This is a genomic window from Methylobacterium sp. P1-11 (assembly GCF_008329595.1).
In the GTDB taxonomy this organism is placed as follows: Bacteria; Pseudomonadota; Alphaproteobacteria; order Rhizobiales; family Beijerinckiaceae; genus Methylobacterium.
On the sequence record NZ_NPKS01000001.1, the window covers coordinates 163,833 to 186,196 of the forward strand.

At 70.0% G+C, this 22,364-nt stretch carries 17 protein-coding genes; 7 read left to right on the forward strand and 10 right to left on the reverse strand.

Annotated features, from left to right (window positions below; genetic code table 11):
- Nucleotides 1-52 precede the first annotated feature (52 nt).
- The 8 genes from CIW48_RS00770 to CIW48_RS00805 are packed head-to-tail and all read right to left on the reverse strand — an operon-like array spanning nt 53 to nt 11,346.
- On the reverse strand, nt 53-1,201 hold the full coding sequence (locus tag CIW48_RS00770; protein ID WP_149308172.1) for an ABC transporter permease: 1,149 nt from the start codon (nt 1,199-1,201) through the stop codon (nt 53-55).
- Between the two features lie 11 nt (nt 1,202-1,212).
- Nucleotides 1,213-2,229, reverse strand: coding sequence for an ABC transporter permease (locus CIW48_RS00775; RefSeq protein ID WP_149308174.1), 1,017 nt, complete (start codon nt 2,227-2,229; stop codon nt 1,213-1,215).
- On the reverse strand, nt 2,226-4,178 hold the full coding sequence (locus CIW48_RS00780; protein ID WP_149308176.1) for an ABC transporter substrate-binding protein: 1,953 nt from the start codon (nt 4,176-4,178) through the stop codon (nt 2,226-2,228). The genes CIW48_RS00775 and CIW48_RS00780 overlap by 4 nt, the downstream gene beginning before the upstream one ends.
- Nucleotides 4,175-5,041 (reverse strand): hypothetical protein, encoded by an 867-nt coding sequence (locus CIW48_RS00785; RefSeq protein WP_149308179.1) that lies wholly within the window; start codon nt 5,039-5,041, stop codon nt 4,175-4,177. The genes CIW48_RS00780 and CIW48_RS00785 overlap by 4 nt, the downstream gene beginning before the upstream one ends.
- Nucleotides 5,041-6,882 (reverse strand): ABC transporter ATP-binding protein, encoded by a 1,842-nt coding sequence (locus CIW48_RS00790; RefSeq protein ID WP_149308181.1) that lies wholly within the window; start codon nt 6,880-6,882, stop codon nt 5,041-5,043. The genes CIW48_RS00785 and CIW48_RS00790 overlap by 1 nt, the downstream gene beginning before the upstream one ends.
- Nucleotides 6,879-8,831, reverse strand: a complete 1,953-nt coding sequence (locus CIW48_RS00795) for a glycosyltransferase (RefSeq protein ID WP_149308183.1) — start codon at nt 8,829-8,831, stop codon at nt 6,879-6,881. Before CIW48_RS00795 ends, CIW48_RS00790 begins: the two co-directional genes overlap by 4 nt.
- Nucleotides 8,819-10,099 carry a glycosyltransferase family 4 protein gene (locus tag CIW48_RS00800; RefSeq protein WP_149308185.1) on the reverse strand — a complete coding sequence of 427 codons (1,281 nt, stop codon included), beginning with the start codon at nt 10,097-10,099 and terminating at the stop codon, nt 8,819-8,821. Before CIW48_RS00800 ends, CIW48_RS00795 begins: the two co-directional genes overlap by 13 nt.
- Nucleotides 10,096-11,346: a glycosyltransferase gene (locus tag CIW48_RS00805; protein WP_149308188.1), complete on the reverse strand. Its 1,251-nt coding sequence runs from the start codon at nt 11,344-11,346 to the stop codon at nt 10,096-10,098. The genes CIW48_RS00800 and CIW48_RS00805 overlap by 4 nt, the downstream gene beginning before the upstream one ends.
- 147 nt (nt 11,347-11,493) lie before the next feature.
- Between CIW48_RS00805 and CIW48_RS00810 the strand changes: the two genes are divergently transcribed.
- A complete protein-coding gene (locus CIW48_RS00810; protein WP_149308190.1) occupies nt 11,494-12,783 on the forward strand; it encodes a glycosyltransferase family 87 protein in 1,290 nt (429 codons plus the stop codon).
- A gap of 4 nt (nt 12,784-12,787) precedes the next feature.
- On the opposite strand, the gene CIW48_RS00815 is transcribed toward CIW48_RS00810, so the two are convergent.
- Together CIW48_RS00815 and crtD are read right to left on the reverse strand one after the other, a co-directional pair.
- Complete coding sequence (locus CIW48_RS00815) at nt 12,788-13,597, reverse strand: carotenoid 1,2-hydratase (protein WP_246695078.1); 810 nt, start codon at nt 13,595-13,597, stop codon at nt 12,788-12,790.
- 47 nt (nt 13,598-13,644) lie between these two features.
- Complete coding sequence (crtD, locus tag CIW48_RS00820) at nt 13,645-15,180, reverse strand: 1-hydroxycarotenoid 3,4-desaturase CrtD (protein WP_149308192.1); 1,536 nt, start codon at nt 15,178-15,180, stop codon at nt 13,645-13,647.
- A gap of 107 nt (nt 15,181-15,287) precedes the next feature.
- On the opposite strand from crtD, the gene CIW48_RS00825 reads away from it, so the two are divergent.
- The 6 genes from CIW48_RS00825 to bchZ all read left to right on the forward strand — a co-directional run bounded on the left by CIW48_RS00825 (nt 15,288) and on the right by bchZ (nt 22,347).
- Nucleotides 15,288-16,157 (forward strand): polyprenyl synthetase family protein, encoded by an 870-nt coding sequence (locus CIW48_RS00825; RefSeq protein ID WP_149308194.1) that lies wholly within the window; start codon nt 15,288-15,290, stop codon nt 16,155-16,157.
- Nucleotides 16,158-16,186: 29 nt separating this feature from the next.
- On the forward strand, nt 16,187-17,314 hold the full coding sequence (locus tag CIW48_RS00830) for a methyltransferase (protein WP_149308196.1): 1,128 nt from the start codon (nt 16,187-16,189) through the stop codon (nt 17,312-17,314).
- Nucleotides 17,315-17,408: 94 nt separating this feature from the next.
- Nucleotides 17,409-18,347, forward strand: a complete 939-nt coding sequence (gene bchC / locus CIW48_RS00835; protein ID WP_149308198.1) for a chlorophyll synthesis pathway protein BchC — start codon at nt 17,409-17,411, stop codon at nt 18,345-18,347.
- The gene (locus tag CIW48_RS00840; protein WP_149308200.1) at nt 18,344-19,348 is read left to right on the forward strand and encodes a chlorophyllide a reductase iron protein subunit X; all 1,005 of its coding nucleotides are present in this window, start codon (nt 18,344-18,346) and stop codon (nt 19,346-19,348) included. The genes bchC and CIW48_RS00840 overlap by 4 nt, the downstream gene beginning before the upstream one ends.
- Nucleotides 19,349-19,351: 3 nt before the next feature.
- Nucleotides 19,352-20,881, forward strand: a complete 1,530-nt coding sequence (gene bchY / locus CIW48_RS00845; protein ID WP_149308202.1) for a chlorophyllide a reductase subunit Y — start codon at nt 19,352-19,354, stop codon at nt 20,879-20,881.
- Nucleotides 20,881-22,347 carry a chlorophyllide a reductase subunit Z gene (bchZ, locus tag CIW48_RS00850; RefSeq protein ID WP_149308204.1) on the forward strand — a complete coding sequence of 489 codons (1,467 nt, stop codon included), beginning with the start codon at nt 20,881-20,883 and terminating at the stop codon, nt 22,345-22,347. The genes bchY and bchZ overlap by 1 nt, the downstream gene beginning before the upstream one ends.
- Nucleotides 22,348-22,364: the final 17 nt, after the last annotated feature.

Sequence of the window (22,364 nt, forward strand, 5' to 3'; positions counted from 1 at the left end):
GCGCTCCGGGGTCGCCACGCCGCCCTTACGAAGCAGGCCGACGCAGCCTCAATCAGTGATACGGATCGGCCGCGTCGCGCAGCCCATCACCCATGAAGTTGAAGGCCAGGACCGTCACCAGCACGGGAAGCACCGGCAGAAGCAGCCATGGGTAGAGCTGCACCGCCGCGAGATTCTGTGCTTCGTTGAGCAGCACGCCCCAGCTGGTCACCGGCGGTCTCAAGCCCAGACCCAGGAAGGAGAGGGCCGTCTCGCCGAGGATCATGGTCGGGATCGACAGGGTCGCGGAAGCGATCAGGTGGCTCATGAAGTTCGGGATCAGGTGACGGCCGATCACCCGGGTGGGCGAGGCGCCCATCAGCTCGGCGGCCTGGACGAAATCCTCCTCGCGCAAAGCCAGTAGCTTGCCGCGCACCGCACGGGCGAGTCCGGGCCAGTCGAGCAGGCCGAGGATCACCGTGATGCCGAAGAAGATCAGCAGCGGGCTCCAGTTCGGCGGCAGTGCCGCCGACAGCGCGAGCCAGAGCGGAAGCTCGGGCAGGGAACGGACCACCTCGATGAGCCGCTGCACGGCGGCGTCGACGAGACCACCGAAATAGCCCGCGATGCCGCCGAAGAAGAGCCCGAGTGTGAAAGAGATCGCCACGCCGACGAGGCCGATGGTGAGCGAGATCCGAGCCCCGTAGATCATGCGGGAGAACAGGTCGCGCCCCAGCTTGTCGGTACCGAGGAGGAAAAGCGTGCCATTTTTCGGCGGGCAGACGAAGTGCAGGTCGGCGTTGACGAGCCCGAGCCAGTCGTAGCCGTCGCCCCGGCAGAGGAACCGCAGCGGCTGCGGAGCGGACGCATCCACCTTGTAGTCTCGACGGAACGTGTCGAGATCGAGATGGGCGCGATAGGGATAGACGAAGGGCCCGACGAACCGGCCCTCATGGAACAGATGAACGCCCTGCGGCGGCGCGTAGAGGAAGTCGCCGTTGCGCCGGGCCTGCCCGTAAGGTGCCAGCTGCTCGACGAAGGGCACGGTGGCGTAGAGCGCGAGCAAGATCAGCGCCGAGGCCACGGCCAGACGGTGTCGCAGGAACTTCCGCAGGATCAGCCGCCAAGCGGAGGCCGTGGCGACCGGGCTCTCGGGCCGGGATTCCGGTTCGAATGGGGCCGGATCGACGAAATGTCCGGATGCGGGGCGCGCACCGCTCATCGCAGGCCGGTTCATCGCAGGCCCATGCGGATGCGCGGATCCAGCCAGACCAGGATCAGGTCCGAGATCAGCATGCCGACGAGGGTCAGAGCCGCGACGAACATCAGGATGAACCCGGCCATGAACTGGTCCTGATTGCGCAAGGCTTCGAGGAGCAGCGGCCCGACAGTCGGCAGGCTGAGCACCAGGGAGACCAGAACCGAACCCGAGACGAGATGCGGCAACAGGTTGCCGATATCCGCCACGAACGGATTAAGCGACATCCGGAACGGGTATTTCAGCAAGGCCCGCAGGGGCGGCAGGCCTTTGGCACGAGCCGTGACCGTATAGGGCTTGGCCAGCTCGTCGAGCAGGTTGGCCCGCATCCGCCGGATCATGGCCGCCGTGCCGCCAAGCCCGATCACCAGGGTCGGCACGATCAAGTGGGCCAGGAGCGAGCGAATCTTCTCCCAGGTCCAGGGCTGGTTGGTGAGCGCCGAATCGTAGAGGCCGCCGATCGACAGCCCGAACCAACGGTTGGCATAGAACAGCAAGATCAGCGCCAGCAGAAAACCCGGCACTGCGAGCCCGACATAGCCCAGCAGGGTCACGACGGCATCACCGGCCGTGTTCCGGTGCGTCGCCGAATAGATCGCCGCCGGGATCGCCACGAGGTGGACGAACACCACCGCCGTCAGGTTGATCAGCAGGGTCAGCCACAGGGCATCGCCCACGACGTCGGCCACTGGCTTGTCGTACTCGAACGACCAACCCCAATCGCCCTGGAGCAGGCCGGAGAATCCCACCGACCCGGGCATGACTCCGATCCACATCAGGTATTGCTGCCAGACCGGGCGGTCGAGCCCGTATTGCTGGATCAGCAACTCCGCCTTCGCCACGGAGCTGGCATCGCCGGTGGCGCGAAGCTCCATGATCCGGTTGGTCAGGTAGTCGCCGGGGGGCAGCTTGATGATGATGAAGACGAGCGCCGAGATGACGAGCAGCGTCATCGCCATGGTGACGATCCGGCGGAGGATCTGAGTGATCACCGGACCTCCGCGCGCTTATCGGCGCCGCTGTCCCAGAACAGCTCGTCGAGGCGCTGCACGCCGATCATCGCCGTGGGATCCCACGAATAGAGCGCGCGCTTCGGCAGGTTGATCAGGCGCTCCGCGCCGACCACAGGCTGGAGCGCGCCCGCCACCGTGCCGATCACCCAGGTGTTGTGCGCGTGGTTCATCAGCATCTCGCGCCAGATCGCAGCCTGCTTGCCGGCATCGTCGGTGTCGCGCCACTGCCGATCGAGGTCGAGCAGGCGCCGTACCTCCGGCATGTCGCAGGTCTCCCCACTCTTACCGCGGCTCTCGACGTTCATGCTCCAGAGCGGCCAGGAATAATGCTCCGGCTGAGCCGGACTAAGTTCCGTCGGCGGCATGATCGCGGTCGGGACCGCGAGGTCGAGCCCCTGGGCAGCGACCATGACGGTCAGGCCGCCGATGGAGCGGCGGTGCAAGTTTGTGCGCTCCTGCGGCTTGGTGATCAGGCGGATGCCGATCTCGCGCCAGAACTCGGTGATGAGTTGCAGCGCGTCGAGCACCATTTCGGCCTCGCCGTCGCTCTCCACCACGATCTCAAGGGGCTGCCCCCCCGGCAGCAGTCGCGTGCCCGATCCGTCGCGTCCGGTCAGGCCCACGGCGTCCAAGAGCTTCGCGGCCTGCGCCGGATCGTAACCCGCATTGAGGCTCCGCATCTCAGGCTCGAAGAGCGCGCTCTCCGACACGATCGTGTCGTTGCCTTCGGTGCCGAGCCCGAACAGCAGCGTGTTGTTGAGCGTCCGGCGATCGATGGCGAGCGACAAGGCCTGCCGATAGCGCAAATCACGGTTGAGCTTCCGCCAGGCCGGATCCGCCGTGGTAAGGTTCGGATAGAGGGCGATCTCCGAACCACGGGCCACGGGCCACAGGTTGGTGCGGTAGCGATGCGCAGCCTCGCCCTCCTTGAGGCTCGGAATGTCGGGCATCGACAGCCCGCGGAACATCAGATCCGCCTCGCCGGCATTGGTCTTGGCGACCAGAAGGCCCTGGGAGGCCACATCCATCACGATGGTGTCGACGTAGGGCAGCTGCGTGCCGGCCGTGTCGACCCGGTGGTAGCTGCGGTTGCGCTCGAACCGGAACCGGGTCGCCGGCGAGCGGGTCCGCGGCACCCAGCCCTGCAGGGTGGGGCAATCCGGATTGTTGAGTTCGTAATTGTCGTCGAGTCGGTTGTGCAGCGCTGCCCAGCCGCGAAGCTTGAGCGCCTTGGCCTTCGCGTCGGCGGCGTCCTTGCCGATGTAGCGGGCGTGAAATGGCTTGAGGTAATGCGACGGCCGGTAGATCAACGGATCCCGCGGCGCCGCCAGAGCAGGCAGGAACATCGGGTTCGGACGGTCCCAGCTGTAGCGGACGGTGACCGGGTCGAGGAATTCGACCTGGGGAAGCTTGCCGTCGACCCGGAAAAAGGTTGCGGGCCCGTCGGGGTTCAGCGCCTTCTCGTTGGCGACATCCTCCCAGTAGTAGCGGAAATCCTCCGTGGTGAACGGATGGCCGTCCGACCAGCGGTGTCCCTGGCGCAGGGTGAAGGTAAAGCGGCCGCCCTCGACATCGACCCGCTCCAGCACGTCGGGCCGCAGGTTCAGGTCGGTGTCGTAGCCGATGAGGCGAGTATAGCCGTAAACCGACAGGTAGCGGACGTCCCGGGCCTTCGCGATCAGGGTCCGGATCGTCCCGCCCCTTGTCCCGAGACGACGTCCGTGGGCGGCGAGGTCGGCGAGGTAGGGGGCGGTCGGCGGACCGGGGGCGTCCGGCGGCGTATCCGCGAGGGCCCGTGACGGCGCGCGCGACCAGGTCAGGGTGGCGCCGAGGCCGGCAAGAAGGGCGCGCCGGGAGACTGCGGTGTCGCGCTCGCCTCTGTCGGGAAGGGGGGCGGGGGGCCCGTTCCGGATATCCCACGCGCTCATGTGCCACCCCGCAGCGTCACCGAGGTCAGCCGCGCCGGCGAGTAGCCCGTGGCCCGGTGCAGATCGTCGAAGGCATGCGACCGGAGGATCAGGCCGGCCGCCTGACGGACAAGCGCGTCATCGACCGGCTGCTCGAAGTGGCGGCCGTTCCGGGTCCATCGGATCGGCTCCGGACTGCGTTCGGGGCCGGTGATCATCGCGATGGTCGGATGCGCGGGGCCACCATGGGCGTGGATCCGGTGCGCGGCCGCATCGTCGTCGAAGAGCAACCGGGTCAGGCCGCGGGCCTGAGCCTCCAAGACCCGTCGGCCCTGGGCCACGTGGTCGTCGAAGAACGCCACCGTCCGTGCCGGATCGAGTAGGGACCAGTCGGCCGTCGACCAGTCCGCGGTACTGTAGCGCGCCAGCCGGTCACGGTACTGCAGTCCCGACAGGTCCGGATCGTGGCAGAAGATCTGCGCCTGTGGGCATGCCTGCCGGATCACCCAGGTGGTGAGGCCGCGGAACACCCCCGACTCAATGACGAAATCGGGCCTTAACGCCCGCATTGCGACGTAGAGTTGCAGCGCGCCATTGAAGCCGCTACCGCCGCGGCGCTGCCGGACGGGGGCGGTCGGGATCAGCGCCCAGAACGCCCGGACCTGTTCGAGCACAGCGCCGTCCGGGACGAGACCGGCCGCGGCGAGATCCCGTTCCAGGATGGCGGCGGCAGATTCGAGGAGCGTCGTCACCTCGCGCGGCGAGGTCGGCCGGTGGCTCCAATCGGGGGCGGCCGGGACGAGGTCGTAGCCGAGTCGATCGAAGAGGGGCGACAGCACCTTGCGGCGCAGGCGCTCCAGCATCACGGGTGGCCGGGCCTGCATCACGCGGCCTCCGCCGCGTGGGCGGCGCCGAAGCGCACCCAGTGCCCGGTCTCGACCGCGCGCATCGCACCGGCCTCGTCGGGGGCCAGACGGAACGGGTCTTCCCAGCGTGCCGGGTCGTTCTGGTCACCCGCCACCGCCGCGAAATCGAGAGGGTGGTCGAGGCTCGGATCCGGCACGGCGGCGAGCAGCGCCCGCGTGTAAGGGTGGACGGGACGGCGGAACAGGGCGGCGCGGGGAGCCTCCTCGACGATGCGCCCGCGGCACATCACGCTGATGGTATCCGCCATGTAGTCGATCACTGCCAGATTGTGGGAGACGATGAGATAGGAGAGGCCGAGCGCCGCCTGGAGATCCTTGAGCAGATTCAGGATCTGTGCCTGGACCGAGACGTCGAGGGCCGAGACCGGCTCGTCGAGCACCAGCAGCCGCGGCTTCGGTGCGAGGGCCCGGGCGATGCCGATGCGCTGCCGCTGCCCGCCCGAGAAGGCGTGGGGATAGCGGCTAAGGCCGTTGGGCTCCAGGCCGACCATCGCCATCAGGGCGCGGCAGCGCTCCCGCCGTTCCGCTGCCGGGACGCCATGGATCTCCATCGGCTCCGACAGGATCTGCCGGACGGTCATGCGCGGATCGAGGGACGCGTAGGGGTCCTGGAATACGAACTGGACCGTGCGGCGATAGGCGAACAGCGCATCGCCGCTCAAAGCGTGGACGTCCCGAGGGCCGCTGCCGTCATCGAACAGGATCCGGCCGGAATCCGGTCGGAGCGCCCGCATGATCATCTTCGAGACGGTGGTCTTGCCCGACCCGGATTCGCCGACGAGCCCGAGCGTCTGGCCGGCCGCGAGGCGCAGGGAGACGTCGGAGACCGCATGAACGATCCGCGGCTTCTGCCACAACCGTCCAGCGCGCAGGGTGAAGCTCTTGCTCACCCCCTCAACCTGGAGAAGCGGCCCCATCAGCGGCGCAGGACTCTGCCCTGTGGGGATCTCGGCCTGGGCGGGGCGGATCGGCGTCAGCCGCTCGCCGGGTGCCATGTCGAAGCGCGGCACCGCATGGAGAAGCGCCCGGAGATAGGCATGGCCCGGCGCACGCATCACCGTGTCGCGCGGGCCCGACTCGACGAAGCGGCCGCGATACAGGACGGCCACGTCGTGTGCGATGTTGGCGACCACGCCGAGATCATGGGTGATCAGCAGGATCGCCATCCCGGTCTCGTCCTGGAGGCGGGCCAGCAGAGCGAGGATCTGCGCCTGGGTCGTGACGTCGAGCGCGGTTGTCGGCTCATCGGCGACTAGGAGGGCGGGCTTCAGGATCAGCGCCATCGCGATCATGGCGCGCTGGCGCAGTCCCCCGGACAGCTCGAACGGATAGGTCCGCAGGGCACGGTGCGGATCGGGGAAGCCGACCCGGGCCAGCGCGTCCTCGGTCCGCGCATCCGCCTCCTTGCGATCCGCCCCCGTGTGGAGGCGAAGCGCCTCGCCGATCTGATCGCCCACCGTATGCAGCGGCGACAGGCAGGTCATCGGCTCCTGGAAGATCATGGCGATGCGCTGGCCGCGGATCGCCCGCATCGCCTCGCCCTCGGCAGACAGCCGGGCGATGTCGATCTCCATTTCGCCCTCCCGGAACAGGATCCGGCCGTGGCTGATGGCGGCGGCGGGCGGCAGGATCCGGAGGATCGCCTGGGCGGTCACCGATTTTCCCGAGCCGGACTCGCCGACCAGGGCGAGGGTCCGGCCCTGGAAGACGTCGAGGGACAGGCCGTGGAGCGCCTCGAACGGTCCAGTCTCCGTACGGAACGCGACCGCGAGGTCGCGGATGGACAATAGCGGGCTCAACCCGTCCTCGCGATCTGTGATGCCTGAGACTTAGATGCCGTTGGGCGCATGTCCATCGCGGCGGTGCCGAAGTGCTCCCGAGGATCCAGGATCTGTATCGCCGGATGCCTGAGGAGATACGCCAGGAGCGTCGTGACGAAGGTCCAGATCGCCGCGTCGTGGACGCGGTGATGGGTCAGCAATCCGATCGGCTGCTCCGGCGCCCGGATGATCTCGGCGGCGAGGCCGCACAACAGCGCCTCCGGAGCGCGCAGGGACCGGCTGCCGCGCCAATCGATCGGGTCGAGCGTGGCGTCGAGCCGGCGCAAGCCGGGGACCGGCGGACCGGGCACGGCCGAAAGGCCCCGGTAGCCGAGATCGGGCAGAGCGGCGGCGAGATCCGGCGCGAGGCGGTTCCAGGGAGGCACGAAGACGGGCAGGACGTTCGCCTCCGGCAGCCGCTCCCGGGCGATCCGCAGGCCTGCAGCGGCCTCTGCGATCCGCGTCTCGAGGGACCGGTGCACACCGAATTCCGCCTGCCTCTCACCCGGCGGGGCGTGGTTGCGATGGGCCAAGCCGTGGACGGCGACACACAAGCCCGACGCCGTTTCGAGCCGCCGCTGAAGCGAGCGCTCGATTCCGTCTGGGATCGCCGCGAGGAGCAGCGACATGCCGTGCGATTCGGAGAGCCTGATGAGCCGGTCGAGCGCCGGGCTTCCGGCAACGGCATCGTCGTCACGCCAGAACAGCGGCACGCGCAGGCCCCGCGCCGCCACGGCGTCCAGGGCGCCGCGGACGGCCTCGAAAGCGGAATCGGAGAAAGGAATACGTGCGCGTCGCGCCGGGCCATCTTCGTGCAAGGTCTCCACCGATACGACCGTGCGCCGGGCACCGTCGAGATCGATGCCGTGCGGACCGGGCGCAGGCGCGGCGCTCTGCGCCTCGATCGCCGCCAAGAGGGTCTCGGCCGTCAGCGCCGCTTCCGGCAGCACCCGGCCGAGACCGCGGGCGGCGAGACGCTCGGCGCGCAGGCGCTGCTCGGTCTCGCCACCGGCCTCGAAGGGGACCAGCACGGCGGGCGTGCCGGTAGCGAGGAGATCGATGGCCGTGTTGTAGCCGCACTGGCTGACCGACAGAGCGGCGCCGGCCAGGAGGGCGCGGTAATCGGGCCGGGCCCGGCCGAGGATGCCGGGCGCCAGACCTTGGCCGATCCCGGACAACGCGGCCTCGGGCACGCCGTGGCCGGCCAGGATCCGCCAGCCGAGAACCGGCCGCTGCCGCGCCGCCTCGGCGGCCGCACGGAGCAGAAGCAGCCCTGCGGGCCCGGATCCGGCCGCAACCAGTATGCCCGCGCGGCGGGAGGCTGGCGCGGCCTCGATGCCTTCGTCCACGTAGCCGGTGTAGCGGATCTTCGCGACCGTGCCGGCGTCCACGGGCCAGGAAGCGTCAAGGGGCGCGAGGGCCGGATCACCGTGAACCAGGACGGCGTCGTAGAGCTTCGCGACGCGCGCATGCGCCTCGGCGATGCGCGCAGGCTTCGTCGAGGCCACGAGGATGTCGCGCACGGAGGCGAGCACGAGCGGACGCGGCCCGCGTTCGTGGGCGGCTTCCACCAGCGCCAGGAACTCGGGTGCCAGGGCGCGCCGGCCGAACGGGAACAGCTCGGTGATGATCGCGTCCGGTGCGAAAGCCCTGAATGCCTCGATCAGGAGCGCGCGCCGGCGCGCGAGTAGCGCGGCTTCTGCTGGTCGTCCGTCGGGCTCGAGTAGCGTCGAGAAATCCGTGCCGACGATCCGGAGCGGCGGGAGCTGCACGAAGCGGAGCCCGTCGTGGCGGACCATCGGCGCCGGGACGCCACCCGAGATCAGCATGGCCTCGTGACCGGCTGCCGCAAAGGCGCGGGCCAGGGCCGCGGCACGCGTGAGATGCCCCGCCCCGAGCAGATGCGTGACCGCAATCAGGACGCGCACGCGGACAGCTCCGGTTCGTGGGCGGCCGAATCCCGCGTCAGTCCCGCGGAGGCGCGCAGCCGACCGGCGATCAGCGCGATTGCGGCCTCCTCGGAGAAGTCATGCACGAGGCGTACACGGGCGGCCGCGCCGAGCCGGTGACGGAGGGCCGGGTCGCCCGCAAGCCGAGTCAGGGCCGCGGCAAGGGGCGCCGGCGCACCCGGTGGAACGAGAACGCCGTGAACGCCGTCGGCGATGAATTCCGGAGTCCCGGCGAAAGCGGTCGCCAGGATCGGAAGCGCCTGGGTCGCCGCCTCCATCAGCACGTTCGGCAAGCCGTCGCGGTCGCCGCCGGGAGCGGGCTTTGTCGGCAGAACGAAGAGGTCGGCCGCCCGCATGGCTTCGACCACCGCGGGTTGCGCAAGGGCGCCCCGGAAACGGATACGCTGCGCGAAGCCGCTGGCCCCGACCCGCGCCTCCAGAGCTGCCCGCAATTCACCGCCGCCGATCAGATCAAGTTCCCAATGCAGGTTAGGCGGCAGAGAGGCCAGGGCGTCGATCAGGTCGTCGTGCCCCTTCTTGGCGACGAGCCGCCCGACGCAGAGGAGCCGGAAGGGCCGGGCCGGATCCGTCCCATCGCGCGGTTCACGCGTCGGCGGCGGGTTTGGGAACCGGGTGAGGTCGAGCCCGTGATAGGCAAGCAGCGTCTGGCCGGGCGCGAGGGCCTCCAGGCGAGCGAGCCCGTCGCGGGTGCAAGTCACCCCCCATGCGGCGTCGCGCAGCTTCTCGGTCAGCTCCCAATCGGGCGTTGTCCAGATGTCCTTGGCATGAGCCGAGAAGCTCCACCGGCGCCCGGTCAGCAGCGCCGCGTAGCGGGCGACGCTGGCGGGGGTGTGCAGGAAGTGGACATGGATATGGGCGACATCCGCCGGCAGCTCCCGGGCGAGGACCAGGGCCTGCCCGAGACGACGCATCCGCGATACCGTCGGATCACGTCGAAAGTCCCGGGCGAACACTGCGAGGAGTGCGGGCAGGCGCCGACGCCGGAGCGCGGCACCGAGACCGCGGAGCACCCGTAACGGCGCCTCGTGCAGGTATTCGGGCAGATAGGCGGCCTCCGCGCGGATCTGCATGTGCATCGGGTGGCGCGCCCGGTCGGTCGGTCGGCGCAGGGACCAGATCTCCAGAGGCAGGCCGCGCCGTTCCAGTGCCAGCAACTCCTGCGCGATGAAGGTCTCGGAGAGCCGCGGATAACCCTTCAGCACCACGGCGATGCGATTGGTGCTCACGAATAGGCCTTCAGGAACGGCCGGGCTTCCGTATCCGCGCTGCCGCGCGCCGTCAGCGCCTGGACACGGCGCGCGACCACGTCGAGACCGTCGAGCAAGCCCGGGACCAGCACACGCGACGGCGGGTCTTGGTCCGGGAGGGCGCGGAGCGCGGCGGCCATGCGCTCGGGCGTTCGGCCGTCGGCCTCCATGAGCACCCGCGCCAGGCCGAGCCGCTCGGCAGCGAGCGCCCGGATCGCCTGTTCCCGCCTCGGCTCGGTCCGGGGCACGAGGATCGTGCGCCGGTCGAAGGACAGGATTTCGCAGAACGTGTTGTAGCCGCCCATGGCGACCACGCCGGCGGCCTTGCGCATCAGGAACTCGATTTCACTATCGAAGGTGATGGCCGCGATCCGGCCACCGAGCCCGCGGATGCGATGCGCGAAGCCGTCGCGCGTTCCGGGATCGAGGAAGGGACCGAAGGCAATGAGTGCGGGCAGGGGGATTGCGGCATCGGCCTCATAGGCGGCGATCACCCAGTCGATCAGGGCGGCACCGTCGCCACCGCCGCCCGGCGTGACGAGGATGAACGCGTCGTTGGCGATGGCGGGCTCCTCGCGGCCGGCGCGGCACTCCGGAAGTTCGCGGCGGAGATAGCCGGTGTAGATCAGGCGCCCCTCGACTTGGGCAGCCATCGCGGGCTCCATCGGCAGCGCGGCCAGGGGCTGGTGGATGCGGCTCAGCCCGTAGACCCAGATCTCGTCGTAGAAGCGGGCCATCGTCTCGGCGGCACCCTTGCGTTCCCATTCGGGCACGAGGCGGTCGGCATCGTCGAGGACATCGCGCAGGCCCAGGACCATGCGGATGTCGCGTTCGGCGGCGCCCTCCAGCGCCGGCAGCAGCTCGCCGTGGAACCCGGCCGGCTCCTTGTCGACGATGATCAGGTCGGGGCAGAACGCACCGCAGGCCTGGGCGATGATCGCGGATCGCTGCTCAACGGTACGCGCGAGGGGAGTCGCCTGGTCGAGGCTGGCGTAATTGCCGTCAGCGAACTTGGTCACGGGCGGCAGCCGGACCGTCCGGACGCCCGGCGCGAAGGCGAAGCGATCGACCACCGGAGAGCCCGAGACGATCATCGCCCGAGCGCCGCGGTTGCATGCGACAACCGCGTTGGCGATCGCCCGCGACCGGCGCAGATGCCCGAGCCCGAAGGTGTCGTGGCTGTAGATCAGGACGCGCGGGGCCGATGACGCCTCGTCCAGTCGCATCGATATGACCGCCCCGGTTGACGGCGCGAGGATCGCAGCCGCCGCCCTCTTGCACAAGCCGGGCCGAGCCGCAAACACCCCTGTTAACGGGCCCGGAACCGCACGCGCTTAGATTGTGGCGAAACCCGGATGCGGAACCCGTCCGTCATGTCTGCGCACATCCAGACCCGCGCGCCGGGCCCATTGGCCGCACGCGCTGCCGCGCTGCAGGCTGACCTCGCAGGCCTCCTGAGCAGCGACGCCCGCCTGTTCGCCTTTGCCAAGCGCGCCGCCTGGGTGCTCGTCCCGTTCGGCCTGGCCATGGTCGTCCTGGTTTACGGCACCGGCCCGGAGCCGCGGCGAAACTGGTACGGCGATCCCCTCGGCAACGACTTCGTCCAGGTTTGGGTCGCCGGCCGCTCCGCCCTGGAGGGCCGGGGGGCCGAACCCTACGATCTGCCGGTGCACCTGGCGAACATGAAGGCGGCCTTCGGACAGGAATGTCGGTTCGCTTGGCACTACCCGCCGGTGTTCCTCCTTCCGGCAGCCGCCATGGCGCTGATGGAGCCGCAGTCGGCCTACCTGCTCTGGACTGCGCTCTCGCTTGCCCTGTTCGCACTGGCAATGCGCGTGGCAGCCGGCCGCATGGATGTTGCCTTCGTCGCGCTCGCCCACCCCTTGGTGCTCAGCAACCTCGCCTACGGCCAGAACGGCCTGTTCACCGCATCGCTTCTGACCCTCGGCGCGGTGCTGGTCGACCGCCGCCCCCTGCTGGCCGGGCTCTGCTTCGGCCTGCTGGCCTACAAGCCGCACTTCGCGGCCCTGGCGCCGCTGCTCCTGCTGGTGACCGGCCGGCGAGACTGCTTGGCGGCCTGCCTCTCGACGGTGTTGACCCTCTGCCTCGCCTCGCTCGCGCTCTTCGGGACGGGGCCGTGGCTCAGCTTCTTGGCCACCCTCGGAGATACGAATCGGATCATCCTGCAGAGCGCCGCCGCGGGCCTGGACCTCAATGCCAGCGCGTTCGGAGCCGTGCGCCTGCTCGGCGGCTCAATGGCCGCCGCCTGGGCGGCGCAGGCGCTGGTCGCCGTGCTGGCGCTCGGTCTGGCCTGCCAGGCGTGGCGCCGGCTGACCGACCCTGTACTCCGCGCGGCCGTGCTGGTCGCCGTCGCCCCCCTACTGTCACCATACCTGCCAGTCTACGACCTCGCGCCGGTCGTCCCGGCTACCTTGCTGCTGGCCCTGGTTGCCTATCGGGCGGGCGGGTTGCGAACGCACGAACGCGTGCTGCTCTGTAGCGCACCGCTTTTCGCGGTTACCCGCGAGGCGGCGGCGCTGACCGGCTTTCCCCTCGGCTTCGTGCTGTGCCTGGCGACCTTCGCTTGCATTGCCGATCGCCTTCGACCTCGGATCGACTCGGCGGACCAGCGCACGGCCGGGACCGGCGGCGTCCACGTGTAGCCCCTCACGGGGCCAACGGCCGCGGGATCCGGAAGGGCAGCATGAGCCGCACGAGTGGATTGCGGAACCGGTCGAGCGACACGCTCTCGTGCATGGCCCGTACCGGCTCGCCGCCCAACGTCGAGGCGAGCAGCGAGCGGGTGTAGAACGGCGTGTCCTCGTACGTCGCCAGCACGCGCGACCGGCCGCCGTCACTGCGGGTTTCGCGCGGCATCCGCCAGACGCGTGTCGCCGGGAGCGCCGCGGCCGGCGGCGGCCGGATATCACGGCGGCTGCCGTCGGCGGAGAATCGAAGCGACAGGTTCTGGCCGCCGCCGTCGCGGTGCTGGACGTCGTACAGGATCGCGGCACCGTCCGGCAGATCGGCCCGGCACCACGTCCATCGGGAGAATGCGGCCTCCAGCGCCTCGTCGCCGTCATTCGTGTCGAAATAGCCGCTGCCGTTCCAGCGGAGGTCGGGCTGATCGAAGGTGACGTCGACCCGCGAGGACGGCGCCATCGGCCACCAGCGGTGCCGGCCGGATCGGTCGAGATGAAACGGACCCGCCGTGAATCCGCGCGGTTCGAGGCGGACCGTGCCGCGGATCCGGCGGGGAAGGGGTGCCCCGCGCTCGTCGATCCGCACCGTCAAGGCCGTGCCATCCCAGTGCATGGCGCTCGGTCCCACGGCGATATGGTCGGCGCTCCGCGACAGGCTGGCGGCGCGGCGCTCCGTCATCGCGAAGCGGCCCCGGTCGCCGTACAGCACCACGTTCATGGCGCAATGGGCATAGGGGTCCTTCTCGGCGCTCCAGGCATAATAGGGTGAGAACACGCAGCCGATGAACGCGATGATCGTCAGGCCCTGGCGGCCGTCGTCGCTTACCGCATCGACGTACCACCACGCGTAGCCACCACGCGCGACCGCGCCGTCGAATCGCGGTCGTCCAGGATCGCTGCCGCTGCCAGCCGACCTGATTGCGCCGCCATCGGCACGCCCGGCCCGGGATGGATCGAGCCCCCCGCCAGGTAGAGGCCCGGAAGAGCCGTGCGCGCGCCCGCGCGCTTGAACGTCGTCGCCCAGCCCTGCGCCGCCCGCCCGTAGAGAGCTCCCCCCGTCCCGGGAAACAGGGCGTCGAAGTCCCGCGGGGTCGTCATGACCGCCGACGAGGTGAAGTCCAGGGCGAGCCCGCAGGCCTGCACCCGGCGGATCAAATTCCTCTCGCATGTCTCGGTCTCCGACGGCGTGAGCGGTTTCTCCCGGCCATCCGCCGGTGCGTTGACGAGCATGAGCAGGCGTTCCGATCCCTGCGGCGCGGCACCCGCCGCGTCCCGGTCCTGAGCGCAGATGTAGACGGTCGGATCGTCGGGCAGGCGACGGGCGCGCAGGAGCGCGTCGAATTCGGCCCGGTAGTCGCGCGAGAAGAACACCGTGTGGTGCGCGAGCGGGAATCCGGTGGCGACTGCCTCGGCGCAGATGGTGACCGCAGAGAGCGAGCGCTCGCCGGGCGCGAGATGCTCGCCGGCAGCGGAGGCTTCGGGACCGAGCAGGCCGGCGCCGAGGGCGGCGCAATCGGCGTTGCAGACGACCCGGTCGGCGGCGACCATTGTGCCGTCCGTGAGGCGCACGCCAATGACGCGGGCGCCTCCGGTGAGGATACGCTCGACCTCCGCACCGTAGCGGAGCATCGCGCCCCGCTCCGCGGCGAGATCGGCCACCGCCCGCGCGAGCCCGCTGAGCCCCCCTGCGACGGTCCAGACGCCCGCCTGCTCCACATGGGCGACGAGCATCAGGGTCGCCGGCGCGGTGAAGGGCGAGGCGCCGCAATAGGTGGCGTAGCGTCCGAACAGCTGGAGCAACCGCGGATCGCGGAAATACGCGCCCAGTGCCGACCAGAGCGTGGTGAAAGGCTGGATCCGCCAGAGATCGCCGAGGCCCGACAACCCCACCCGCTGCGCGAGCCCGGCGGGACCCGTCCGGCCCTCGCGGATGAACGGACCCTCGAGGGTCCGGTAGACCTCAGCCGAGCGAGCGCAGAACCGCCGGTAGCCATCCGCCTCGCGCGAACCCGCGAAGGTGGCGATCGCCTCGGCCGATGCCTCGATGTCGGCGAAGAGATCCAGGCGTTCGTGCCGGCTCCAGGCATGACGAGCGAGGAGGTGCGCCGGTGCCAGCGAAACCCGTTCGGCGAGTTGCGCGCCGCAATCCGCGAACAGCTCCTCGAAGACCCAACGCATCGTGAAAACCGTCGGTCCGGCCTCGACGGCGCGGTCTCCGACCGGAACGGCCCGCATCTTTCCACCGGGATGGGGCGCGCGTTCCAGAACGGTCGTATCGAATCCGGCATGGGCCAGCCGCAGAGCGGCGGCTAGGCCACCGATCCCGGCTCCGATCACGACGACGCGTTCCTGCGCCATGCTCGCTCCGCGTTCTCCCTGAGAACGGGATTGATCTCCTCCCCTGAAAGTGTCAATAAGAAATGACACTTGTTGCTGACAACCGATCTCAACACGGGAGGCAACGCATGGAGTCCGGTCGGCGGATCGAGATGGCGCTGGATCGCGCCGTTGCCTACGCGGAGGCGCCCGGCGCGCCGCCCCTTCTCGCGGAAGCGCTGCGATACGCGGTGTTCCCGGGCGGACACCGGATTCGTCCCCGCTTATGCCTATCGGTCGCCCGCGCCTGCGGCGACGATAACCCGGCCGGCTCCGAAGCGGCCGCGGCAGCGATCGAGATCCTGCATTGCGCCTCGCTGGTCCACGATGACCTGCCATGCTTCGACGATGCGCCGATGCGGCGGCAGAAGCCCTCCATCCACGTCGCATTCGGAGAACCGATCGCCGTCCTGACCGGCGATGCACTGATCGTTCTCGCCTTCGAAACCCTGGCCCGCGCCGCTTTCCGTCATCCCGAGCGGCTCGGTCGCCTCGTCGGCCTTCTCGGCCGCGCCGCCGGGTCTCCGTCGGGCATCGCTGCGGGGCAGGCCTGGGAATCGGAGGCTCATGTCAGCCTGAGCGACTACCAGCAGGCGAAGACCGGCGCCCTGTTCGCCGCCGCCACCGTCGCCGGCGCCGCCGCGGCGGGAGCCGAGCCTGAGCCCTGGAGGCGCCTCGGCGAATGCTTGGGCGAGGCCTATCAGGTCGCCGACGACTTGCGGGACGTCGCCTGTCGGCAGGAGGAGATCGGCAAACCCGCTGGACGTGACGCCACGCTGGGACGTCCGAACGCCGCCGCGCTTCTGGGGAGAGGAGGCGCGCTGGATCGCCTGTCCCGGCTCACCCGCGAGGCGGTGGCGTCGATCCCGGCCTGCCCGGGTATGGCCGCCCTGACCGCCGAGATCGAGGCGCAGGCGCGGCTGTTCCTGCCCGCGAGCCTGCGGGCGGTGGTTGCCTGAGCGCCGGATCGCTCCCCGGCTCCGGCACGGTGCCGCCTGTCCCATCCTCTTGGGCAGACAGGTGGCTCGCATGGCGCAACCGCCTCGTCGCGAGTCCCGACTTCCAGCGCTGGGCTGCTAGCTTCCCGCTCACCCGCCATATCGCCCGCCGGAACACGCGTGCGCTGTTCGACCTCTGCGCGGGCTTCGTCTACGCGCAGGTTCTGACCGCCTGCATCCGCCTCGATCTGTTCGCGATCCTGGCCGATGGACCAGTGTCGGTCGATATCTTGGCACGTCGGCTCGACCTTACGCCGGACAGGACGCGGCGCCTGCTGCGCGCCGCCGAGTCCCTCGGGCTGTTGCGCGCCCTGTCGGGAGATCGTTTCGGGCTGGCCGATCTGGGAGCCGCGCTCGTCGGCAATCCCGGCGTCGCCGCCATGATCGAGCATCATGCGCTCCTCTACGCCGATCTCGCGGATCCGGTCGCGTTGCTGCGCGGACAGGCGCAGCCCACCCGCCTCGCGGGCTACTGGCCCTATGCCTCGGGCGGGGCGGGCGACGCGCGCACAGTTGCACCCTACAGCGGCCTGATGGGCGCCTCGCAGGCATTGATCGCCGAGGACGTGCTCGACGCCTGCGATCTCTCGCGGGTCCGGCACCTCATGGATGTCGGCGGCGGCGAAGGCGCCTTCCTGCAGGCGGTTGCGGCGCGGCACGCAGCGCCCCGCCTGACTCTGTTCGACCTGCCTGCCGTTGCCGATCGTGCTGCCGCTCGGCTGGGGCAATCCGGCCTCAGCGAGAGGATCACCTGCCGCGGCGGCGACTTCCACGGCGGCCTGCCCTCGGGCGCCGACATCATCTCCCTGGTACGGATCGTCCACGATCATGATGACGAGGCTGCGCAGGCGCTGCTCAGGGCGGCCTATGCGGCGCTGCCACCGGGCGGCACGCTGCTGATCGCCGAGCCCATGGCCGGAACGCCCGGCGCGGAGCCGGTCGGCGACGCCTATTTCGGCTTCTACCTCCTGGCGATGGGTTCCGGTCGACCACGCCGCGCCGAGGAACTCCGCGCGATGCTCGAGGCGGCAGGTTTCACTGCCACGCGTGAGCATTCGACCCGTCGCCCCCTGCTCACGCGGGTGCTGCAAGCCCAAAAAACAGCCCCAAAAATGTAAGTGTCGCTTGACGTCGAGTTGTGTCTATTTAGGATGACACTTGGCGGCTCCGAACCGGAGAGAGTCGCAACACAAGGGGTGGACGATTCCAGCCATGGACGCCCTGGCCGTCATTCTGGAAAACCCGGAGAAGCTCTCGGTTCAGCGCCTGGCGCTGACGCCGCCCGGCAAGGCGGACGCGGTTGTGGCCGTTTCCTGGAGCGGGATCAGCACCGGCACCGAGCGCCTGCTCTGGTCCGGCCGGATGCCGCCCTTCCCGGGCATGGGGTACCCACTCGTTCCGGGCTACGAATCCGTCGGGACCGTCGTGGAGGCGGATGCCGGCGCCTCGGTCCGGGTCGGCCAGACGGTGTACGTCCCGGGGGCACGCTGCTTCGGCTCCGTCCGCGGCCTGTTCGGGGGCGCGGCGTCCCATCTGGTAGCCCCGGCCGCCCGCCTCGTGGCGGTGGATGAAGCCCTGGGCGAGCAGGCCTGCCTCCTGGCCCTCGCCGCCACGGCCCATCGTGCCCTCGGACGCCTCGCGCCTGGCGCAACGCCGCTCCTTGTCGGGCACGGCGTGCTCGGCCGCCTGCTCGCCAGGCTGACGGTGGCAGCGGGCGCCGCGCCCACCGTCTGGGAAACCGACCCCGTCCGGGCCGCGGGTGAACACGGCTACACCGTCGTCGCGCCCGACGCGGATCCGCGCCGCGATTACGCGACGATCACGGATGTCAGCGGGAACGCCGCGGGTCTCGATGACCTGATCGCCCGTCTGGCAACGGGAGGCGAGATCGTCCTCGCCGGGTTCTACGAGGCGCCCCTCAGCTTCGCCTTCCCGCCCGCCTTCATGCGCGAGGCCCGGATCCGGATCTCCGCCGAGTTCCGGCCCGAGGACACGGCGGCGGTAACCCGACTGATCGAGAGCGGCCGGCTCTCCCTCGACGGGCTGATTACCCACCGCGCCCCGGCGGCACAGGCCCAGGACGCCTACCGCACCGCCTTCGCGGACCCGGGCTGCCTGAAGATGATCCTCGATTGGAGGGACGCCGCGTGAACGTTCAGCTCAACAAGGCCGCCCTGTCCCAAGCGACCCAGCTCCGCGCCGAGGCCGCGATCGAGCCCGATGCGGTCGTGACCGCACCGGCGAAGAAAGAGACGCAGATCATCGCGATCTACGGCAAGGGCGGCATCGGCAAGTCGTTCACCCTCGCCAATCTCAGCTACATGATGGCCCAGCAGGGCAAGAAAGTCCTGCTGATCGGCTGCGACCCGAAGAGCGACACGACCTCGCTCCTCTTCGGCGGCAAGGCCTGCCCGACCATCATCGAGACGTCGACCAGGAAGAAGCTCGCCGGCGAGGCGGTCGCGATCGGCGACGTCTGCTTCAAGCGCGACGGTGTCTACGCCATGGAACTCGGCGGCCCCGAGGTCGGACGCGGCTGCGGCGGTCGCGGCATCATCCACGGCTTCGAGCTTCTGGAGAAGCTCGGCTTCCACGAGTGGGGCTTCGACTTCGTCCTGCTCGACTTCCTCGGCGACGTGGTCTGCGGCGGCTTCGGCCTGCCGATCGCCCGGGACATGTGCCAGAAGGTCATCGTCGTCGGCTCGAACGACCTGCAGTCGCTCTACGTCGCCAACAACGTCTGCTCGGCGGTGGAGTATTTCCGCAAGCTCGGCGGCAATGTCGGCGTCGGCGGCCTCGTGATCAACAAGGACGACGGCACAGGCGAGGCCCAGGCCTTCGCGGAGGCCGCCGGGATTCCCGTCCTGGCCTCGATCCCCGCTGACGAGGACATCCGGCGCAAGAGCGCGAATTACGAGATCATCGGCAAGCCGGAGGGGCGCTGGGGCTCGCTGTTCGCGGAGCTCGCCGCCAACGTCGCCGAGGCCGCGCCGCACCGCCCGACGCCGCTCTCGCAGGATGGCCTGCTCGGCCTGTTCTCCAGCGAGACCACCGGCCGCGACGTGGTCCTGGTCCCCGCGACCCATGAGGACATGTGCGGCGTCGCGCACGTGACCAAGCCGTCCCTCGAAGTCGTCTACGACGAGGTTTGAGGCATGGCCGTCTCCCTCGACATCGCCGATCTCCGGGCTCGCCAGGCGGCCTCGACGATCGACCGCGCCCCCACCGAGGGCGACGGGCTCGGCTGCCACGCCGGCAAGGACGTGATGGTTGCGGCCGCCGAGGCCGCCGGCATGTCGGAGACCCTGGCGCAGCTCCGCAGCGACTATCCGCAGGGACCGCACGACCAGCCGCAGAGTATGTGCCCGGCCTTCGGCTCGCTGCGCGTCGGCCTGCGCATGCGGCGCACGGCGACGATCCTGTCGGGCTCGGCCTGCTGCGTGTACGGCCTGACCTTCACGTCGCACTTCTACGGCGCACGGCGCAGCGTCGGCTACGTGCCGTTCAACTCCGAGACGCTCGTCACCGGCAAGCTGTTCGAGGACATCCGCGAGGCGGTCCACGCCATCGCGAAGCCGGAGGACTACGACGCCGTCGTCGTCATCAATCTCTGCGTCCCGACGGCCTCCGGCGTGCCGCTGCGCCTGCTGCCCAAGGAGATCGACGGCGTCCGGGTGATCGGCATCGACGTGCCGGGCTTCGGCGTGCCGACCCATGCCGAGGCCAAGGACGTCCTGGCCGGCGCGATGCTGAAGTTCGCGCGCGCGGAAGCCGAGCAGGGCCCCGTTGCTGCGCCGCGCGGTGGCCGTTCCGAGCGCCCGAGCGTGGCGCTCCTCGGCGAGGTGTTTCCGGCCGATCCGGTGGTGATCGGATCGCTCCTGGAGCCGCTTGGGCTGTCAGCCGGCCCGGTGGTGCCGACCCGCGAGTGGCGCGAACTCTACGCGGCCCTCGACTGTGCCGCGGTGGCGGCGATCCACCCGTTCTACACGGCCTCGATCCGCGAATTCGAGGCGGCGGGCCGCCCGATCGTCGGCTCGGCCCCCGTGGGCGTTGACGGCACCGCCGACTGGCTCGACCGGATCGGCGAGGCCTGCGGGGTGGCGCGCGCCACCGTCGAGGCGGCCAAGAACAAGATCCTGCCGGGTATCCGCGGGGCGCTCGGTGCGATGCCGATCAGGGGCCGGATCACACTCTCCGGTTACGAGGGCTCGGAGCTGCTCGTGGCGCGCCTCCTCGTGGAGAGCGGCGCCGAGGTTTCCTATGTCGGCACCGCCTGCCCGCGCACGCCGTGGTCGGAGGCCGACCGCGACTGGCTGGAGGCCCGCGGCACGCAGGTGCATTACCGGGCGTCCCTGGAAGACGACCTCTACGCGTTCGAGTCGCTGAAGCCGGACCTCGCCATCGGCACGACGCCGGTCGTGCAGCGGGCGAAGGAGCGCGGCACCCCGGCGCTCTACTTCACCAACCTGATCTCGGCGCGCCCGCTCATGGGTGCGGCCGGCGCCGGGTCGCTCGCCACGGTGATCAACGCCGCGCTCGGCAATAAGGCGCGGTTCGACGCCATGCGGGACTTCTTCGAGGGCGTCGGCACCGGCCACGCCGCGGGCGTCTGGCAGGAGGTGCCGCAGAAGCGTCAGGGACCGAAGATCGAGGGTCCGAAGAAGCCGATCGGGGAGATGGCCTGATGCTCATCCTCGATCACGACAGGGCCGGAGGATACTGGGGCGCGGTCTACGTCTTCACGGCGATCAAGGGCCTGCAGGTCGTCATCGACGGTCCCGTCGGCTGCGAGAACCTGCCGGTGACCTCGGTGCTGCACTACACCGACGCGCTACCGCCCCACGAGCTGCCGATCGTCGTGACCGGTCTCGCCGAGGAGGAACTCGGCCGGCACGGGACCGAGGGTGCGATGAAGCGTGCCCACGCGACCCTCGATCCCGGTCAGCCCAGCGTGGTAGTCACCGGCTCCATCGCCGAGATGATCGGCGGCGGCGTTACGCCGGAGGGCACGGGCCTCCAGCGCTTCCTGCCGCGCACCATCGACGAGGACCAGTGGCAGGCCGCCGACCGGGCGATGCGCTGGCTCTGGCAGGAATACGGGGCCAAGAAATTCGCCAAGAAGGGCATCCCGGCCCGGCCGGAGAAGAAGGCCGGCGAGAAGCCGCGAGTGAACCTGATCGGGCCGGCCTACGGCACCTTCAACATGCCCTCCGATCTCGCCGAGATCCGGCGGCTGGTCGAGGGAATCGGCGCCGAGGTGAACCTCACCTTCCCCCTGGGTTCGCACCTCGCGGACGTGCCGAAGCTCGTCAACGCTGACGCCAATATCTGCCTCTACCGGGAATTCGGGCGCCTGCTCTGCGAGGATCTGGAGCGGCCCTACCTGCAGGCGCCGATCGGCATCCTGTCGACGACCAAGTTCCTGCGCTCGCTCGGGGAGATCCTGGGTCTCGATCCCGAGCCGTTCATCGAGCGGGAGCGGCACACGACCATCAAGCCGGTCTGGGATCTCTGGCGCTCGGTGACCCAGGACTTCTTCGGGACGGCAAGCTTCGGCATCGTCGCCACCGAGACCTACGCGCGAGGCGTGCGGCACTTCCTCGAAGACGAGATGGGCCTGCCCTGCCACTTCGCCTTCGGGCGCTCGGCCGGGCTGAAGCCCGACAACGCCGCTGTCCGCACCGCGATCGCCGCGAAGCCGCCCCTGGTCCTCTTCGGCTCGTTCAACGAGCGGATGTACCTCGCAGAGTGCGGCGCCCGGGCGACCTACCTCCCGGCCTCGTTCCCCGGGGCGATCATCCGGCGGCACACCGGCACGCCCTTCATGGGCTACGCCGGGGCGACCTACCTGGTCCAGGAGGTCTGCAACGCCCTGTTCGATACCCTCTTCCACATCCTGCCGCTCGCCCGTGACATGGACAAGGTCGAGGCGACCCCGGCCCGGCGCCACGCCGAGCTGCCCTGGGACGAGGCCGCCCGGCAGGCGCTCGACGCCCTGGTCGAGGCCCAGCCGGTGCTCGCGCGCATCTCCGCCGCCAAGCGCCTGCGCGACGCCGCCGAGCGGGCAGCCCGCGACGCCGAATCCGAGGCCGTCGCGCCCGCCCACGTGGCGCGGGCCCGGGCCGATCTCGCCGGGGGGATCCCGGCATGACCCGCCTCACCGTTTCA

What these genes read in the sequence shown, in the direction of transcription:
- CIW48_RS00770 (WP_149308172.1), bottom strand. Translation starts at nt 1,201, where the DNA reads ATGAGCGGTGCGCGCCCCGCATCCGGACATTTCGTCGATCCGGCCCCA.
- CIW48_RS00780 (WP_149308176.1), bottom strand. Translation starts at nt 4,178, where the DNA reads ATGAGCGCGTGGGATATCCGGAACGGGCCCCCCGCCCCCCTTCCCGAC.
- CIW48_RS00785 (WP_149308179.1), bottom strand. Translation starts at nt 5,041, where the DNA reads ATGCAGGCCCGGCCACCCGTGATGCTGGAGCGCCTGCGCCGCAAGGTG.
- CIW48_RS00805 (WP_149308188.1), bottom strand. Translation starts at nt 11,346, where the DNA reads ATGCGACTGGACGAGGCGTCATCGGCCCCGCGCGTCCTGATCTACAGC.
- CIW48_RS00810 (WP_149308190.1), top strand. Translation starts at nt 11,494, where the DNA reads ATGTCTGCGCACATCCAGACCCGCGCGCCGGGCCCATTGGCCGCACGC.
- crtD (WP_149308192.1), bottom strand. Translation starts at nt 15,180, where the DNA reads ATGGCGCAGGAACGCGTCGTCGTGATCGGAGCCGGGATCGGTGGCCTA.
- CIW48_RS00825 (WP_149308194.1), top strand. Translation starts at nt 15,288, where the DNA reads ATGGAGTCCGGTCGGCGGATCGAGATGGCGCTGGATCGCGCCGTTGCC.
- bchC (WP_149308198.1), top strand. Translation starts at nt 17,409, where the DNA reads ATGGACGCCCTGGCCGTCATTCTGGAAAACCCGGAGAAGCTCTCGGTT.
- bchY (WP_149308202.1), top strand. Translation starts at nt 19,352, where the DNA reads ATGGCCGTCTCCCTCGACATCGCCGATCTCCGGGCTCGCCAGGCGGCC.
- bchZ (WP_149308204.1), top strand. Translation starts at nt 20,881, where the DNA reads ATGCTCATCCTCGATCACGACAGGGCCGGAGGATACTGGGGCGCGGTC.